The sequence below is a fragment of the Halomonas sp. AOP25-F1-15 genome, assembly GCF_052378675.1.
GTDB classification, from domain to species: domain Bacteria; phylum Pseudomonadota; class Gammaproteobacteria; order Pseudomonadales; family Halomonadaceae; genus Vreelandella; species Vreelandella casei.
Genome location: NZ_JBQSXV010000010.1, coordinates 46,043 through 63,556, shown reverse-complemented (window position 1 = coordinate 63,556; position 17,514 = coordinate 46,043). Strand labels below are relative to the sequence as shown.

Below are 17,514 nucleotides of genomic sequence, written 5' to 3'. Positions count from 1 at the left end.
AAAGGCCGCGCACATTAAGCGGTTTTCCGGTAAGGTTCAGTGCATAAGTTAAGTCGCCTAGCCGTCAATCAACGATTGATTGCACCGACCACCTGAACCTTACACTTTTCACGGAAAAGCATTTCAGAATGTTTAAACCGGCTTTTATTTCACGCTTCTCTTTGCGCTCACGTTTTATTGCCCTGATTGCTACCTTAATCTTCGCGACCACGCTGCTGCTTGGGTGGGTGGCCGCTCGGGAAACAGCCCACCAGTTGGAATCAAACATTGGCTACGCGGCGTCAGAATCCGCCTACCAAATGGTAGACAAGCTTGACCGCAGCATGGATGCGCGTGTTAAAGAGGTCAAGCTACTGCTAGGAATTCAGGCGCTCACTAATGACAATGATTTGAGCGTACTGCGCGAGCAGTTAGAGCTATTGCAGAGCAATCATAATGTCGTTTCCTGGATTGGTTTTACCAATCCAGAAGGCATCATCCAGGTTGCAACGGATGGCACTCTAGAAGGAGAATCTATCGCGGCGCGCCCGGTATTTATCGAGGGTCGGCAAGCACTTTGGGTGGGGGATGTTCATGAAGCATTGCTGCTTGCCAAGTTACTGCCTAACCCGAGTGGCGAAGCCCTTAAGTTTGTTGACATCGCCACACCGGTGACCGACCAAAACGGCGAGCTACGCGGTGTGCTTGCCGTGCATTTAAGCTGGGAGTGGGCGCGGTACGTTGAAAACTCCATGCTATCACCGTCGGTACACCAGCAAGACACTGAAATGCTGCTGCTGTCGGCTGATAACACAGTGCTACTAGGGCCTGCAGAGATGATTGGCCAGCCACTCAATACGCTGAAACATTTACCAAGTCGCGACAACCCAACGCCTCAGTGGGCAATCGAAACATGGCCTAGCGGTGAGCGGTTTGTGACAGGCTATACACGCAGCAGCGGCTTTGAAGACTTCCCAGGTCTAGGCTGGGTAGCGGTTAGCCGCCAACCCATTGCTACTGCCTTTGCTCCCGTAAAGCAGCTTCAAGCGGCCATTATGGGCACAGGGGTATTGCTAGCCTTGGTGTTCGCGTTGATTGGTTGGATCATTGCATCACGCATGGTTGCTCCCCTTACCCGCTTAGCAAGGGCTGCTGATCGTATAAAAGAGGGCGAGAATGGCGACACTATCCCGCTTGAAAGCGGTTCTCCAGAGCTTAAACGCCTATCTACTTCAATGCGTAATATGGTCGATCGTCTATTGGTCCAGAACTACACCATCAACCGTCTGGAAGATTTAGCGAATACTGACCCGCTCACCGGCCTGCCTAACCGCGCGTTCCTCAATCAGTATCTGCAGCTAGCGATTCCCGAAGCAGAAAGAAATCTGCAAAGTATGGCGGTTATTTTCATCGATCTAGATGGCTTCAAGCAGGTTAATGACGAGCTGGGCCATCATGCCGGCGATTTACTGCTGATTGAGATCACACAGCGGCTGAAGAACGCACTGCGCAGTGGTGATGTCGTGGCCCGCTTGGGTGGCGATGAGTTTGTCATGGTGCTTAAAACGAAACCTGAGAATCTTGAAATACTCACCCATGAGGTAAGTAAGCGTTTACTAAACGCCATTGCCGACCCCATCTTATTACCTGAAAACGAGCAGGCCACCGTCGGCTGCAGTTTAGGCGCGGCTTGGTGGCCTCAGCACGGTCACCATATAAACACGGTTATGAAACTTGCCGATGTCGCGCTTTACACAGCCAAAAGCCAAGGCAAACATCAGTTGGTAATTCACACCCCTTAAACATCCACTCCAAAGCAGCGCTGCAGCTGCTGCTCAGCGGCATCGCTGCCCATAGCCGTCAATTTGGCAATATTGCGCTCGGGGATAGCATCGGTATCGCCGTAAAACTCAATCGCCTTCTCGACGCTCTCTTCACGCAATAAGTGGACCATCGCGTAGGGGGAGCGGTTGGTATAATTAGAAGCATCCTCAGGCTCAGCGCCATCAAAGCAGTAGTCAGGATGAAAGGTTGCGAGTTGATAGATGCCTTCATAGCCCTGATCGACCAAAATATGCTCAGCCAGCTCAACAAAGTCGAGATAATGGTCAAAGCTTTTAAACAACGTTGGAAATACCAGCAAGGTTGTTTCCGTCTCCGGGTGCTCGTCTAACCACTGCACTTCAACCATCAGCTCTTCAAGCGCCACTTCCATTTTCTTGGAACGTACGACCTCGACGCGAATGGATTCACGCTCTAACTCCCGCTGCGCAAATGGGCAAATATCCTGCGCCACAATGAAGGTGCGCACCCAGCTTAGCGTTTGCGCCACTATTTGATTATCCGCGTGCATAGCACCCTCTTTAGCATTAGCCCGACAATGGCCGATGGACAGATCGCGGCAGTTTATCAGTTGCCGTCAGTTGCCACTACGTGGCCCTATCAGGCGTGCTCTTGGTAGCGCTTTAAAGCGACTTCATAGGATTTATGAATATGGTCGTTCATTAGTTCTCGCGCCGCCCTGACATCGCGCTGTAACGCTAGCTCAACGAGCTGGTGATGCTGCTCGTCAAGCTCTTGACGAATCGTTGGCATTTTCGGACCCAAGCGACGATAGCGATCAAACTGGTCGTGCAACTGCTCAATAAAGCGCAATAGCCAAACGGAACCACAGGGCGCCACCAGCGTACGATGAAATTGCGTATGCAAGTGCTCCCACGGCTCGCCTTTATCCAAACTGATATCCGCGCGTTTCAGGCGGTGCGCGGCGGCCAGCAAATCGGCCTCCCACAGCGAATCACCATGGCTGATTGCCCGCTCCAACGCCATGCCCTCCATTTCCAAGCGCATCTGGACAATATCTTCCAATTCCTCGCGCGACAGCTTTGGAACCCGAAAACCACGCTGATTTTCCTGTATCAACAGACCATAGGCCGCCAACTTATTGAGTGCTTCTCGTAACGGGCTCAAGCCTACGTCATAGCGCTCTTTGAGCGCATTAATGGCAAGCTTTTCGCCCGCAATAAAACGCCCCCCCACTAAGTCTTTACGCAAGTGATCAAATACGCGGCTTGATGCTGTTGCAGCTAATTTAGGTAAAGAATCACTCATAATGCTGTCCCTTTATTATTTCGCGCTCGTGATCATTCTTCGCTTCAGTATTGACGCCACACCGAGCACTACCTATAGTCTATTTTATATAAAATAATCGATTTTTTAACCTACGAACGATAAATAAGGCCGGATATGCTTTCTATCTCATTGTCAGCCCTGCAGGGCCACTGTCTATGAAAATACGGGGCATGAAAGTGCAATCCGTCTCCTGGCAATTGTTTTGGGCATTTTTCCGCGTAGGCATCTTCGGCTTTGGCGGTGGCCCTTCCATGATACCGCTTGTACGTGCCGAGGTTGTCACCCGTTACCAATGGCTCACCGATGAAGAATTCGCCGACGTATTAGCGATCGGCAATACCTTGCCAGGCCCCATCGCCACCAAAATGCCCGGCTACATTGGCTACCGAGTAGGCGGCACAATGGGCTGTATTGCCTCAGTTATTGCCGTCATTTTTCCCATGATAGTGGCAATGATAGTCATGTTAGGCATTTTTAGCCGATATCGCGATGTTGCTTGGATTCGAGGCATGGGCCAAGCAGTGGTTCCAGTGGTGATGGTAATGATGGCGCAGCTAACCTGGGACTTTTTTGATAAATCCAAGGCGTCGCTTGGCTGGCTAGTCAGCATAGCCATGGTGATTATTTCTGCTGGACTCATCTATTGGCTCGGCATTCATCCTGGCTGGGTCATTGGTGCCATCTTACTGGCCGCCCTGCTTCGACCCTCCAGCAAGAAAAAAACGGAGGAGACCGCGTGATTTACTGGGATCTCTTCTTAGCTTTTTTTATTCCCAATATTATCGGCTACGGCGGCGGCCCGGCGATTATTCCTTTAATTGAAGCCGAGGTCGTCGGCCGCTACGGCTGGATGACGTCTCAAGCCTTTGCTGAAACGCTTGCCTTAGGCAACGCTTTACCCAGCCCTATCGCGACCAAAATGGCGGGCTACGTTGGTTATGAAGTCGCTGGCGTTGGAGGCGCTTTCGTTTCGATCGCGGCCACCGTCATTCCTTCCTTACTGTTAATGCTTGGCGCATTGGGGTTGCTGTATCGGCACCGCGAATCGCCACGCGTGAAGCGTATGAGCCAATGGGTTCGCCCAGTCATCGCTATGATGATGGCATGGTTGACCTTGGGTTTTCTGCTTGAAGGTATTAACGCCAGCGGCGTCATTCACACACTGATTATCGGAATCGTCGCTGCCATAGCCCTGATTCGCTTTAAAACGCACCCAGCCTTTGTCGTCATTGGCGCCTTGATTTATGGGGCGCTTATTATTCCGTAAAGGATAACCTCCTTTTTACAAAAACAGCCAGTCGACGTTAACGCCACAACTCACAAAATTTAATCATAATTAAAGGGACAACCCATGACATTTAAATCGCTATTCACTACTTCCGTTTTAGCGGCTGCATTTTCGATTCCAGCATTTGCTAACGCAGCTGACCAGTACCCTGAAAAACCCGTTGAGTTTATAGTGCCCTGGGGGCCAGGTGGAGGCAGTGACTTGCTAATGCGGATAGTTAGCAAACATCTTGAAGAAGAGTTAGATCAAGCAGTACCCGTTATTAATATGCCTGGCGCAAGCGGCACTGTTGGTTTACGCGAAGCCTCACGCCGCAATAACGATGGATATACTATTTCCCAAATACATGAAGGCTTACTCATCGCGCATTATTCAGGCGTGACTGATCTCAACTGGGATGATTTCGACATCGTTTCAATGATGACGAGTGATAATTCCGTCATCGTGGTAAATGCAGACACTGGCTGGGAAACGCTCGACGATATGCTTGAAGATGTTACCGCCAGCCCGGGCGAGTACCGCATGGGCGTTACGCTGGGTGGTATTCCACATTTGTGGGCCGTGCAATTTGAAGAATCCACCGGCACCGAGTTTGGCTATGTAGGCTATGAAGGAACAGGGGAAAGGCTTCGCGCACTTGCGGGCGGGCATATCACTGTGGCGATCGAAGATTACTTTTCAGCACGCGCATTCGTTGAGAATGGTGATTTGAATGTATTAGCGGCAGCTACCTCCGAGCGCATTGCGGAGTTGCCCGATACGCCCACGCTGAAAGAGCTGGGCCATGACCTTGAGTTTTTGGTCACGCGTGGAATAGTTGTACCCAAAGGCACGCCTGAGGAAGTGATTGTTACGTTAGAAAGCGCACTTGAAAATGTTGCTAATAGCGAAGGCTTTAAAACCGATATTGAAAACGTTGGCGGTACTGTGCGCTATATGAATCGAGAAGATTACACCGCTTATTTAGAGCGCAATGACGAATTCATTAAAAATAACGCACATCTTCTTAACTAATTTAATGTTGCGTTTTAGGAGGCTTTCATGGAGCGCAGAAATTCAGAGACAGCACTAATACCTGCTTTGCAGGTGCTGTCTTATTTCATTATCGCCCTTGGCGCTGTATTTATGGCCTTCAAGGCCGGCTCATTGCCGGCCTCTCGTTGGGAGCCCATGAGTGCAGGTACCTTTCCACAAATCATTTTTTTTGGCGTTGCCTTGTTATGTGGAGTAGCCGCCGTTGTTGAAATATCTAAACAGGGCTTCCCTCGCACATCGTTTAATGTTGCCTGGAGAAGATTGATTGCATTAAAGGCAGTTATCATAAACTTGGCATTATTTATTATTTACATGATGTTTATGCCTGTCGCTGGATTTATTGTCAGTACGTTTTTATACCTAGCCATCGCTCAACTTTACTTGGCACCTAAAAAGCCTATTACGTTATTAATTGCTATTTTTGTTGCCGCTCTTTTTTCTGCTGGGCCTTACTATTTATTTTCTGAGGTCTTCAATATCTATCTTCCCCGTGCCCAATGGTAAGGTGATTCATGACTGATGCTTTTCTCATAGCGTTAGGGGGCGTAACAGAACCCTATACGCTATTGCTAATGGCAGTAGCGACGTTTGCAGGTATTGTTGCCGCTGCAATTCCTGGTTTCACAATCACAATGGCCATTGTCCTCACGTTGCCACTCACGTTCGCCATGCCCCCCATGCAGGGCATATCGATCATGCTCTCTGTTTACGTAGGTGGCTTGAGTGGAGGGTTATTTAGCGCTGCTCTCTTGGGCATTCCGGGAACGCCTTCATCAGTGGCGACAACATTTGATGCCTTTCCCATGGCCAGGCAAGGCAACCCTGGGAAAGCACTGTCTTTGGGGTTGTTCGCCTCCTTCGTAGGTTCAATCATTTCTATTGCAGTGCTGATTGTCGCAGCACCTCCTCTGGCTCTTCTGGCCGTCAAACTAGGCCCTTGGGAATACTTCGCGCTTATTATCTTTGCGTTGACCGTTATTGCTAGCCTTGTGGGAGATTCTCTCATTAGAGGACTAATTGCAGGTCTTATCGGTATTGCCATTGCAACTATCGGGCCCGACCCATTAATGGGCCGCGAGCGGTTTACGTTTGGCTTTGAGATTCTAACGGCGGGGATACCCTTCCTCGTTGTATTAATAGGCATGTACGCTATGAGCCAACTATTGTCGGAATTAGAACCCACAAAAAGCAGCGGTCAGCACTCTTCAGGCTCATTAATTAGCGGTGATATGCGGCCTCATCTCTGGCAGACAGTAAAAGATATCGTATTAAAACCTGCCAATGTCATTCGCTCGTCTTTACTCGGCGTGTTTATTGGCGCAGTTCCCGGTGCGGGCAGCTCAATTTCAAACCTACTGGCTTATGATCAAGCGAAGCGTGCTTCCAAACATCCTGAAACGTTCGGTAAGGGGGAGCCTCAAGGCGTAGTTGCCTCTGAGTCAGGCAACTCTTCTACGGTAGGCGGCAGCCTTATACCGCTGATTGCGTTAGGTATCCCAGGATCACCCGCTGATGCCGTGTTGATGGCCGCGATCATGGTACATGGCATCAGCATTGGCCCACGCCTAATTCTTGATCATCCTGATTTGGTTTACAGTATGTTTATTGCCATGGCGATAGCATCTGTATTTATGCTGTTGATTGGTATTATTTTGATGCGCGTTTTTTTACGCTTATTGAATGTTCCCAAGTACATCATAGTGCCGGTAGTACTCACTTGCTGTGCAATCGGCACTTACACTCTCAACAACCGCTTGTCTGATCTTTATTTACTGGCCTGCATTGGCGCTGTGGGTTATATCCTAAAGAAACTGGATTATCCTCTTGCCCCCCTCGTTCTGGGCGTTGTATTGGGCCCTATCGCAGAAACTAACTTAAGACGAGCTTTTCAGACTAGCACTGACTGGACGCTATTTTTTACACGCCCCATATCTGCGCTACTCCTCACTCTAGCGGTTGTTTCCGTGGTTTACAGTATTTATAGCTATGTAAAACAGCGTCGTCTAATCGCTCAGCGTCTAGCTGCCACATCTAATTAGGAAGACTAATGCAAACTAATCCACATCATTATCCTTCTGCCTCACGCCGTATGGTTACCTTCGGTAAGCGTGGCATGGTTGCGACATCTCAGTCTCTTGCCGCACAAGTAGGCATCGATATTCTACGCAACGGTGGTAATGCCATTGATGCAGCGATTGCAACGGCAGCAGCCTTAACCGTAGTAGAGCCAACATCTAACGGGATTGGTAGTGATGCGTTTGCTTTAGTATGGGTAAAGGGTGAATTGCATGGGCTAAACGCTAGCGGCCCGGCTCCCAAAAGTATTTCATGCGACGCTATCAAAGCACTTGGCTACGATGAAATGCCTGCCCATGGCTTAGTCCCGGTTACCGTGCCTGGCGCTCCTGGCGCCTGGGCCGCACTATCAGAGCGATTCGGCAAACTGCCTTTCGAGCAGCTATTGGCCCCAGCAATAGAGTTAGCGGAGCAGGGCTTCGCCGTATCACCTCTGGTAAGCCAGCTCTGGGAAAAAGCTGAAAAGCGCTATGGCCAGTATGGGACAAAAGAATTTTCACCTTGGTTTGCGCATTTCACTCCCAATGGACATGCGCCAAAGGCAGGTGAGATTTGGCGCTCGCCAGACATGGCTAGGACGCTACGTGCCATTGCCTCTAGCAATGGCACTGCGTTTTATCAGGGAAGCTTAGCGGATGAAATAGATGCTTTCTCACGCCAGCACGGGGGCTTCCTGCGTAAAGAAGATTTACAAGCATTCAAACCAGAGTGGGTCAAACCTATAAGCGTCCGATATCGCGGCCACGACATTTGGGAAATTCCTCCCAATGGCAGCGGGTTAATTGTTCTTGAAGCATTAGGCATACTTGAGTCATTAGGTAGCGAACCAGCGGATCAGGTAGAAGTTCTTCACCGTCGTATCGAAGCAACCAAGCTTGGTTATGTGGATGGCTTGAACTACATTACTGAGCGCTCGGCGATGAAACCAAGCGTTGAGCAAATGCTATCGAGTGACTATCTTTCACAGCGTGCTGATCTTATTGGTAAAAATGCGATTGACCCTGTCCATGGCAACCCAATAAAGGGCGGCACCGTCTATCTGGCAACGGCGGACGATGAAGGCAATATGGTGTCTTTCATTCAAAGCAATTTTGAAGGCTTTGGCTCTGGAATAGTCGTACCGGGTACCGGCATTAGCCTGCAGAACCGCGGCTGGTCGTTCTCACTTGATCCGCAGCATCCTAATGCCCTAGCGCCTGGCAAACGCACCTATCACACCATAATTCCGGGCTTTATCACCAAAGATAATAAAGCCGTTGGACCATTTGGCGTTATGGGCGGCTATATGCAGCCGCAGGGTCATGTACAGGTGGTGACGGCCATGCTTGAAGATCAACTCAATCCTCAGGCAGCGCTCGATATGCCGCGCTGGAAATGGACCAAAGGCAAAACCATCGAAGTCGAGGCTGATTTCCCCAACCATTTAGCCTTAGCGCTGGCCCGCCGTGGGCACGACATCGTTAAGGTGGCCGATTCAATCAGCTTTGGCCGTGGTCAAATTATCCTGCGCGATCCTGAAACCGGTGTACTGCAAGGTGGCACCGAGCCGCGCACCGATGGGGCCGTATTACCCTGGTAGATCGCTTTCCTGCTCACATGCTCTCCGTCGCGTTGCCGTTTCAGGCAACCGGCGGTTGAACTAGCTATCCACGCTTAACCCCCGCATCATGGCACTACTTTTTTTACTCAGTGTTTTGCCTCTTCAGCTATGCCGTCATCACGTCAGCCTTCATCTTCTTCATCTGTGCCCTCTTCTTCAGCGGCCACTTCACCGCTAAGCGGCTTTTTGGGCGTCTTTCGCTATAGCCGTCGCGCGCTTGGTTTGGTATGGCAAACCTCGCGCTGGATGATGTTGGGATTAGCGCTATGCACGCTGGTCGCGGGCATCTTGCCAGCGGTAGCGGCATGGATTGGCCAATTGATCGTGGATGGCGTCGTTAGTGCTATGGACGCCCATCAGGCAGCGTCAAATCCCAACCTGCTGGCATCCATTGCGCCGGTACTCACGCTAGTGGGGATAGAGGCGCTCATCATTGGTTTAATCGCGCTGGCCCAGCGCGGCCTTTCGGCTCAGCAGTCACTTTTGCGTGCCATGCTGGGGCAAAAAGTGAACGTCATGATTCTGGCGAAAGCGAGTACGCTGTCACTCAGCCAGTTTGAAGACTCCGAGCTATACGACCAGCTGACGCGTGCGCGGCGTGAAGCATCTACGCGCCCGCTGGCGCTGGTCAACAAAACCTTTGGACTGCTGCAAAATGCAATCTCGCTTGGTAGCTTCAGTGTCCTGTTAGTGCAGTTTTCCCCCTGGGCGCTACTGATTTTAGTGGTGGGCGCACTGCCGGTGTTTATCTCGGAAGCTAAGTTTTCGGGCGATGCTTTCCGGCTGTTTCGCTGGCGTTCGCCGCAAAACCGTATGCAGATCTATTTAGAGACGCTGCTTACCCGGGAAGACAGCATTAAAGAGGTCAAATTGTTTGGCCTTGAAGGATTATTTCTTAAACGCTACCGCGCTATTTTCACCCAGCTATTCGCCGAAGATCGCCGCTTAACGCTACGCCGGGAAAGCTGGGGATTTTTGTTAGGTTTGCTGGGCACTCTGACGTTTTACCTTGCCTACGGCTGGGTCGTGGTTGAAACAATTATCGGCGCGCTGACGCTGGGCCAAATGACCATGTATTTAATGGTCTTCAAACAGGGGCAAACAGCCCTCTCGGCGAGCCTCACCGCCATCAGCGGCATGTACGAAGACAACCTCTACCTCTCCAATCTTTATGAATATTTGGAGCAGCCGGTTGAGCCCGAAAACGGCACGCTAACCCAGGGTGTTGCCCCCGGAGATGGCCTGCGCTTTGAACAAGTCAGTTTCTCTTATCCTGGCGGCGCCGATGTTTTACACGATATCTCATTGCATCTTGCCCCTGGCCAAAGCCTAGCCTTAGTAGGTGAAAACGGGTCGGGGAAAACCACGCTTATCAAACTGCTAACGCGGCTTTATCGCCCCACGCAAGGGCGTATTCTGCTCGATGGTAGCGACCTGCAGGAGTGGAGTACCCAGGCGCTACGTGAACGTACCGGCGTCATTTTTCAGGACTTCGTACGCTATCAGCTCAGGGTGGGTGAAAATCTTGGAGTCGGCGATACTCGCGCGTTTGACGACGAACAGCGCTGGCAGCAGGCCGCGCGCCATGGCATGGCCGATGACTTTATTGGCCGCATGGCCAGCGGCTACCACACTCAGCTTGGTCGTTGGTTTAAGAATGGGCGGGAGCTCTCTGGCGGGCAGTGGCAAAAAATTGCGTTATCGCGTGCTTACATGCGCAAAAACGCCGATATTTTAGTGCTAGATGAGCCCACGGCGGCCATGGACGCCGCCGCAGAGGCCGACATATTCGCCCGCTTTCGCGAGCATAGTCAGCAGAAAATGACGATTCTGATCTCCCACCGCTTCTCAACCGTGCGCAGCGCTGATCTCATTTTAGTCATCGATCAAGGCCATATTATTGAGCGCGGCACACATGAAGAGTTATTAAAAGCACAGGGTCGCTATGCAATGCTGTTTCAACTACAGGCAGAAGGCTATCGCTAAATAGATCACGGTAACAACACATCAAACCGCTGCTTAATACAATGCGCCAGACTGGCGATGAGGTAAGGTTTGGAGGTGCCAGAAGAGCTTTTGGAGATGCCAGAGGAGATATTGCCAAAACGCTGAGCTTAAACACTTCGCTTAAGCGGCTTGGCGATATCCCCTCAGACCCTTTTGATCTTTACGCGAGTAGCTTCCTTTGCCTTTTTTCGGTGCCTGCTGCTGCATTTTAAACATGGGCGTTCGCAGCTGCGCTTTTAATGCGTTGTCTTGGACCTTGCGCTGTTTCATCGTTTTATCCTTACGTTAAAAGATGCCTGTTCAAAACAGGCATCCCATCAGACATCGGCTATCTTTTAGTGTTCAAGCACCCGCTTACTCATCCCATGCCGGTGCAAAGCCGGGATTAGCAATACGCTCTTGGCGATCCAACATAGCAATATCGTCCATCTCACTGTCGCTTAACACTAAATCAAAAGCGGCAATATTGCTTTGAATATTACGCGCCTTAGTGGAAGAAGGAATGGTAATCATCTCACGCTGATTAACCCAGGCCAAGGCAACTTGCGCAGGGGTTACTTTATGCGCGTCGGCAATTTGCTTGAGGATCGGATCGTCCATCACCTTACCTACCGCCAGCGGCATAAATGCAGTCACCTGAATACCCAGGTGCTCGCAGTGCTCTGCTAGCTTACGGTTCTGCAGGAAGGGGTGAACCTCAATCTGATTGGTCAGAATTTCATCTTTACCCAGGATGCTAACCGCCTCGTCCACCTGATTGCAGGTAAAATTAGAAATACCAATATGGCGGGCTTTACCCTCCGCTTTGACTTCTTTCAGAGCCGTCAAATAATCGGCCATAGGCACGTCACCCTCTGGTGATGGCCAGTGGATCAACAGCAGGTCAACGTACCCTGTGCCCAGTTTCTGGAGACTTTCGTCTACGCTGGCCTTCAGCCTTGAGGGCTCCAAGTTGTCAAACCACACTTTGGTGGTGAGGAAAATATCGCTGCGGTGCACGTCACTGTCATGAATAGCCTCGCCAACTTCCGCTTCATTGCCATAAAACTGCGCCGTGTCGATGTGCCGATACCCGGCCTCAAGCGCTGCATGAATGCTCTGCTTGAGCGTTTCGCCCTCCAGGCGAAAAGTACCGAATCCGGGATTAGGAATTACATTTTGCATCATTAACATCCTTTTCTATTGATAGCGTGTTAACTAACATGGGGCAGCCACCCGCGCACTTCAACCCATGCACCCAAATCTTCGCCTACCATGATGATGCTATGACCTCTGCTACCCATTCACTGCCCAGCTCTTCGGAACCATTAGTACCGCTGCATCGCCAGTCCGGCTTTTTAAGCTTTTTGCTATCGCGATTAGCGGCGGTATTTGCCATGCAGATTCAGGCCATTGTGGTGGCCTGGCAGGTGTATGACATAACCCGAGACCCGATGGCCCTGGCCTATGTGGGCCTGGCTCAGTTTCTACCCATGGTGCTATTGCTACTGCCTGCCGGCGATTTTGTCGACCGCTTTTCGCGCAAACGTATCTTGCAACTTAGCTGGGTCGTTCAGGGCCTGTGTAGCGCGCTGCTGCTGACGCTTTCGCTAAATGGAAGTCAAAGCGTTAGCGGCTTTTACGCGGTATTAGCATTGTTCGGTGCCGCGCGGGCTTTTACCGGCCCGGCCTTACAAAGCCTGCTGCCCAATATCGTTCCCCGCGCGCAGCTTGCCTCTGCGATCGCGTTAAACAGCTCTATCATGAAAGTGGCGGTAATTCTTGGCCCGCTATTAGGCGGCATTCTGTACGGGCTAGGGGGTGGCAGCCTGGCGTATAGCGTCTGCTTAGGATGCTTTATAGCCGCATTATTTCTACTGCTGCCGGTGCCCATTCGCTATGTTGAGGCGGCTAAAACGCTGGAGAGTACCGCCATCAAGCGTTTTACCGCAGGCATTCGCTACATACGCTATCAGCCGATTATTTTAGGAGCGATTTCGCTGGATCTGTTTGCCGTGCTACTAGGCGGAGTGGTGGCACTGCTGCCTATCTATGCACAAGAGGTGCTGCACGTGGGGCCCGAAGGATTAGGCGCACTGCGAAGCGCTATTGCTGTCGGCGCACTGCTTATGGGGCTGTACTTAGGCATACGCGGCATCAAGCGTCGCGCCGGGCTGGTTATGTTTGTGGCGGTCACTGTTTTCGGCATTGCCAATCTGGTGTTCGCTTTCTCGACGTTTTTTTGGCTTTCGATGGTGGCCATGTTAGTGGCTGGCGCTGCCGATATGATTAGCGTTTATGTACGTACCACCCTGATTCAGCTCGCGACTCCCGATGAAATGCGCGGGCGCGTCAACGCAGTTAATATGCTGTTTATTGGCTCCAGTAATGAGCTAGGTGAGTTTCGCGCAGGCAGTATGGCGGCATGGTTTGGCGCCGTACCGGCAGCCATCATTGGCAGCGTAGGCACATTAGCGGTCGTTGGCGCATGGGTGAAGATTTTCCCCACCCTGCGCCAGGTCGACCGCTTTGACGACGCTCGTTGATACAAAGCACATATTAACGCGCCAGCAGCGTGATAGCGGTAGCGGGGCGCGCTCTAAAAGCGATAATTGTGCACAGTGAGCATGATGGGAAGAGTGGTCTTAAGGGTCAGAGAAGTGATGCAGCACAAACGTCGATAGACTTGCCAGCCGGCGAGGTGGCAACCCGCTGTACCACGCTACCCACCACAATCAAGCACGGTGACGGCAGAGGATTCTTAGCCAGCATGTCTGGCATGCTGGCTAAGCTGCCCACGAGCGACTGCTGGCTCGGCTGGCTGGCGTTGGCCACTAGCATGATCGGCCATTCATCGGGCAGACCTGCCTGGCGTAAGCCTTGGCAAATAGCGGCTACTTTGGAGAGGCCCATATAAAACACCAGGGTTTCATCTTTACGTGCCAGCGACGCCCAATCCGGCGTGCCCTCTTCGCGACATAGCTGGGCGGTCACAAAGCGCAGCTGCTGCGCGTGGCCGCGATCGGTCAACGGAATACCCATGCAGGCAGCAGCGGCTGAGGCGGCGGTAATTCCCGGCACAATAGTGGCAGGCACCTGGGCGGCTGCCAGAGCATCCAGCTCTTCACCCATGCGCCCAAACACCGCTGGGTCACCGCCTTTCAGGCGCACTACCGACTTTCCTTGTTGAGCAAGTGCGACCATCAGCGCGCCGATTTCATCCTGAGGAACGCTGTGATGGCCACGCGCTTTGCCCACGTAGTAGCGCTCGGTGTGGTGAGGAATCAGTGCCAGCACGTCATCGCCAACCAAGCGGTCATAGACAACGGCATCCGCCTGCATGAGCAGCCGAGCAGCCTTGAGCGTTAATAGCTCCGCATCGCCGCTTCCCGCGCCGACTAAGTAAACCTGACCGGCACGGCACTGACCCAAACCTCCCCGCAGCGGCACATGTAACTCCTCAGTAGGGCGAGCTGACGACGAGCACCCACGGGCCAACATGCGCATAAAGGCGTTAAGCCAGTTCAGTATTAGGGGTCTGCTTAGCGCGCGCATGGGGCCGCTCCTCTTCAATAAGTGACTTCAATTCGGGAATACAGCTGCCGCACTGAGTGCCGCAGGCGAGTCTGGCGCCAAGCGCTTCGATACTGATATCGCCCGCGCGAATGGCGTTAGTAATCGTGGTTTGGCCTACTTGATGACAGCTGCACACCACCGGGCCGGTATCGACGGCACCATCGTCACAGCCCGCTAATAAGCGCCGCCGGTGGGTATCGCTCAGCGTCGTCTCGTTAAAGCGGGATTCAAGCCACGCCAGCCCCGGCAGCTCGCTGGGCAGGCCGACCATTAGCCACCAGCGAAGCTGGCCATTTTCAACACTCGCCGCCCGCAGTCGCCCGCTGGCGGCATCTTGGCTGAGTACCGACACAGGCCCTGGCAACCACGCGCTAAGCTGTGCTAACCAGTCGCCGACCGGCTGGATATCGGCAAGTTGCCAGCGCTGTAAGCCGTGCATAGGGATGCGTGTCCAGTAGGCGCTAGTGCACCACGGCGTTGATTCAACAGCTGTATCAGCAATAAGCAGCGTGGCCTGCCACTCCACCCTTAGCGGGGCCAGCGCTACAGCACCGTGTTTGGACTCCGGCTGACCGGAGAGCGGGTCCGTAATGCTATCGATCAGCGCACTGCTTCTAGCCTGCTGAGTGAAACAGTCGGTCCAGTGAATGGGCACAAACACCTCGCCACGCCGCTGGGCATTGGCAATCCGCACACGGGCACGAAACTCCCCCTTCGCAGCGGTTAATACTGCCAAGCCTTGATCGGTAACACCGGCGGCGTGGGCATCGTCGGGGTGCACGTCCATAAAGGGCTCCGCGCGGTGATTCATTAAGCGCGGCGCGCGAGCAGTACGCGTCATGGTGTGCCACTGGTCGCGAATCCGACCGGTATTTAAACGCAGCGGGTAAGCGGCGCTAAGCGCTTGCTCGGGCCACTGCGGAACAATCGCCAGCAGCTTGGCGCGGCCATTCGCAGTGGCAAATTCACCCTCTTCAAACAGCCGAGCAGTGCCATTTGGTGCGGCCTTGGTGACCGGCCATTGAATCGGCGCTAAGGCGTCGTAGCCTGCGCGCCCTAGCCCGACCAGGCCCGAGATATCAAATAGCCGCTTTGGAGTGGCGTGTCTGGCGTCGTTCTCAAACCCTGACAGCCTTGCGTGCTCATCAAAAATTTCCCAGGGATGCGCATAGTTAAACGCCTCAACAAACCCCAGCTGTTTGGCGACTTCACAGATAATCCACCAGTCGTGGCGTGCCTCACCCGGGGGTGCCAACATGCCCCGCTGACGTGAAATACGTCGCTCGGAGTTGGTCACGGTGCCATCTTTTTCCGACCAGCCTGATGCAGGTAGCACGATATCGGCATAGGGCAGCAGGTCGGTGTGGGCCGCGCACTCGGATACAATCACCAGCGGGCATTTTTCCAGCGCGGCGCGCACCCGCGCCGCGTCGGGAAGGCTAATGACGGGATTGGTGGCCATGATCCAAAGCGCTTTAATCTCGCCGCGTTCAATGGCCTCAAATAGCTCAACGGCTTTATAGCCGGGGCTTGCGGGTAACGTTGGCGTAAGGTTCTCGGTTGCCCAAAAGCGGCTGACCAGATCAATCGCGCCAAGGGTGTTGTAATCCATGTGGGCGGCTAGCTGATTGGCAAGCCCGCCGACTTCGCGCCCGCCCATCGCATTTGGCTGGCCGGTAATTGAAAAGGGCCCGGCTCCCGGCAAACCAATTTTTCCGCCCGCTAGGTGGCAGTTAATAATCGCGTTGCATTTATCGGTGCCGCTGGACGATTGATTAACGCCTTGAGAATAAAGCGTGACCACGTGCAGCTGGCTGGCAAACCAGTAAAAGAAGGTTTCTAGCCGCTCGGGATCCACATCGCAGGCGACCGCGACATCAGCCACCGGCCCTGCTGACTGCTGGGCAGCCACCAAGGCATCGTCAAAGCCCTCGGTGTGGCGCTCAATATAAACAGTATCGAGCCTGCGATGCTGCGCCATCCATGCCAGTAAGCCGTTAAACAAATACGCATCGCTACCCGGTTTAATACCTAGGTAGAGGTCGGCGATTTCACAGCTGTCGGTCACTCGCGGGTCAATCACCACCAGACGCATCAGCGGGTTGCGCTCTTTAGCGACTTTAATGCGCTGGTAAAGCACCGGGTGATTCCAAGCAAGGTTGGACCCCACCAGCACTACTAGCTCGGCCTCTTCCAAATCCTCGTAGTTACAGGGAACCGCATCCGCACCGAAGGCGCGCTTGTAACCTGCCACCGCTGACGCCATACAAAGTCGTGAGTTGGTATCTAAATGAGGGGTGCCTAAAAAGCCTTTAAATAGCTTATTAGCCACGTAGTAATCTTCGGTTAACAGCTGCCCGGAAAGGTACGCTGCCACGCTGTGATTGCCATGCGCTGAGCGCAGCGAGTTTAAGCGCTGCGCGACGGTGCTCAGCGCGACGTCCCAGGTAACGTTGACACCATCCACTCGGGGATGGTTTAGGCGCCCATGATGACCCAGCGTTTCATGCAACGCCGACCCTTTAACACACAGCCGTCCGTAGTTGGCTGGGTGCTCAAGATCGCCCTCTACGGCGCACAGCGTACCCGCTTTCACGGTTGCCGTTACGCCACAGCCGACGCCACAATAGGGGCATGTCGTTTTCACCTGAGTCATAGCTACTCCTCGGGTTGCTGATTAACGCCACGCATAAAAAAACGCCCAGTCCTTTTCTCTAATGCGCTATATAAACGCATTGGGAGAAGAGGGCTGGACGTCGTTGCCACAGCGTATCTTCGTCGGTGCAGACTAATTCACTAACACCTGCCTATTTCCTGACAGTGACACATTTTTAACGGCTAC

The 17,514-nt window shown here is 52.7% G+C and carries 15 protein-coding genes; 9 read left to right on the top strand and 6 right to left on the bottom strand.

The window, feature by feature from the left end; translation table 11 throughout:
* The first annotated feature begins 128 nt into the window (after positions 1 to 128).
* On the top strand, positions 129 to 1,781 hold the full coding sequence (locus tag ACT3TF_RS16415; RefSeq protein ID WP_444672578.1) for a diguanylate cyclase domain-containing protein: 1,653 nt from the start codon (positions 129 to 131) through the stop codon (positions 1,779 to 1,781).
* On the opposite strand, the gene ACT3TF_RS16410 is transcribed toward ACT3TF_RS16415, so the two are convergent.
* A complete protein-coding gene (locus ACT3TF_RS16410) occupies positions 1,778 to 2,332 on the bottom strand; it encodes a DUF1415 domain-containing protein (protein ID WP_096281747.1) in 555 nt (184 codons plus the stop codon). The two genes, ACT3TF_RS16415 and ACT3TF_RS16410, sit on opposite strands and share 4 nt — an antisense overlap.
* Before the next feature lie 89 nt (positions 2,333 to 2,421).
* Positions 2,422 to 3,090, bottom strand: a complete 669-nt coding sequence (locus ACT3TF_RS16405) for a GntR family transcriptional regulator (protein WP_096281749.1) — start codon at positions 3,088 to 3,090, stop codon at positions 2,422 to 2,424.
* Between the two features lie 191 nt (positions 3,091 to 3,281).
* Between ACT3TF_RS16405 and ACT3TF_RS16400 the strand changes: the two genes are divergently transcribed.
* From ACT3TF_RS16400 to ACT3TF_RS16370, 7 genes are all read left to right on the top strand, one after another.
* Positions 3,282 to 3,851, top strand: coding sequence for a chromate transporter (locus ACT3TF_RS16400; protein WP_441685269.1), 570 nt, complete (start codon positions 3,282 to 3,284; stop codon positions 3,849 to 3,851).
* Positions 3,848 to 4,378, top strand: a complete 531-nt coding sequence (locus tag ACT3TF_RS16395) for a chromate transporter (protein ID WP_444672577.1) — start codon at positions 3,848 to 3,850, stop codon at positions 4,376 to 4,378. Before ACT3TF_RS16400 ends, ACT3TF_RS16395 begins: the two co-directional genes overlap by 4 nt.
* Positions 4,379 to 4,462: 84 nt before the next feature.
* Positions 4,463 to 5,413 (top strand): tripartite tricarboxylate transporter substrate binding protein, encoded by a 951-nt coding sequence (locus ACT3TF_RS16390; protein WP_096281755.1) that lies wholly within the window; start codon positions 4,463 to 4,465, stop codon positions 5,411 to 5,413.
* 27 nt (positions 5,414 to 5,440) lie between these two features.
* A complete protein-coding gene (locus ACT3TF_RS16385; RefSeq protein ID WP_096281757.1) occupies positions 5,441 to 5,938 on the top strand; it encodes a tripartite tricarboxylate transporter TctB family protein in 498 nt (165 codons plus the stop codon).
* 8 nt (positions 5,939 to 5,946) lie between these two features.
* Positions 5,947 to 7,473 (top strand): tripartite tricarboxylate transporter permease, encoded by a 1,527-nt coding sequence (locus ACT3TF_RS16380; RefSeq protein WP_096281759.1) that lies wholly within the window; start codon positions 5,947 to 5,949, stop codon positions 7,471 to 7,473.
* 8 nt (positions 7,474 to 7,481) lie between these two features.
* Positions 7,482 to 9,089 (top strand): gamma-glutamyltransferase family protein, encoded by a 1,608-nt coding sequence (locus ACT3TF_RS16375; protein WP_444672576.1) that lies wholly within the window; start codon positions 7,482 to 7,484, stop codon positions 9,087 to 9,089.
* A 129-nt stretch (positions 9,090 to 9,218) separates the two neighbouring features.
* Positions 9,219 to 11,096: an ABC transporter ATP-binding protein gene (locus ACT3TF_RS16370; protein WP_444672575.1), complete on the top strand. Its 1,878-nt coding sequence runs from the start codon at positions 9,219 to 9,221 to the stop codon at positions 11,094 to 11,096.
* Positions 11,097 to 11,237: 141 nt separating this feature from the next.
* Here ACT3TF_RS16370 and arfA read toward each other — a convergent pair whose 3' ends face one another.
* Entirely contained in the window at positions 11,238 to 11,387 is a 150-nt protein-coding gene (arfA, locus tag ACT3TF_RS16365; protein WP_096281765.1) for an alternative ribosome rescue factor ArfA, read from the bottom strand.
* 84 nt (positions 11,388 to 11,471) lie between these two features.
* A complete protein-coding gene (gene dkgB, locus ACT3TF_RS16360) occupies positions 11,472 to 12,290 on the bottom strand; it encodes a 2,5-didehydrogluconate reductase DkgB (RefSeq protein ID WP_444672574.1) in 819 nt (272 codons plus the stop codon).
* Positions 12,291 to 12,382: 92 nt separating this feature from the next.
* Between dkgB and ACT3TF_RS16355 the strand changes: the two genes are divergently transcribed.
* A complete protein-coding gene (locus ACT3TF_RS16355) occupies positions 12,383 to 13,642 on the top strand; it encodes an MFS transporter (protein WP_444672573.1) in 1,260 nt (419 codons plus the stop codon).
* A gap of 106 nt (positions 13,643 to 13,748) precedes the next feature.
* Here ACT3TF_RS16355 and cobA read toward each other — a convergent pair whose 3' ends face one another.
* Positions 13,749 to 14,651 carry a uroporphyrinogen-III C-methyltransferase gene (gene cobA / locus ACT3TF_RS16350; RefSeq protein WP_441685253.1) on the bottom strand — a complete coding sequence of 301 codons (903 nt, stop codon included), beginning with the start codon at positions 14,649 to 14,651 and terminating at the stop codon, positions 13,749 to 13,751.
* Positions 14,611 to 17,328 (bottom strand): nitrate reductase, encoded by a 2,718-nt coding sequence (locus ACT3TF_RS16345; protein ID WP_444672572.1) that lies wholly within the window; start codon positions 17,326 to 17,328, stop codon positions 14,611 to 14,613. Before ACT3TF_RS16345 ends, cobA begins: the two co-directional genes overlap by 41 nt.
* Positions 17,329 to 17,514: the final 186 nt, after the last annotated feature.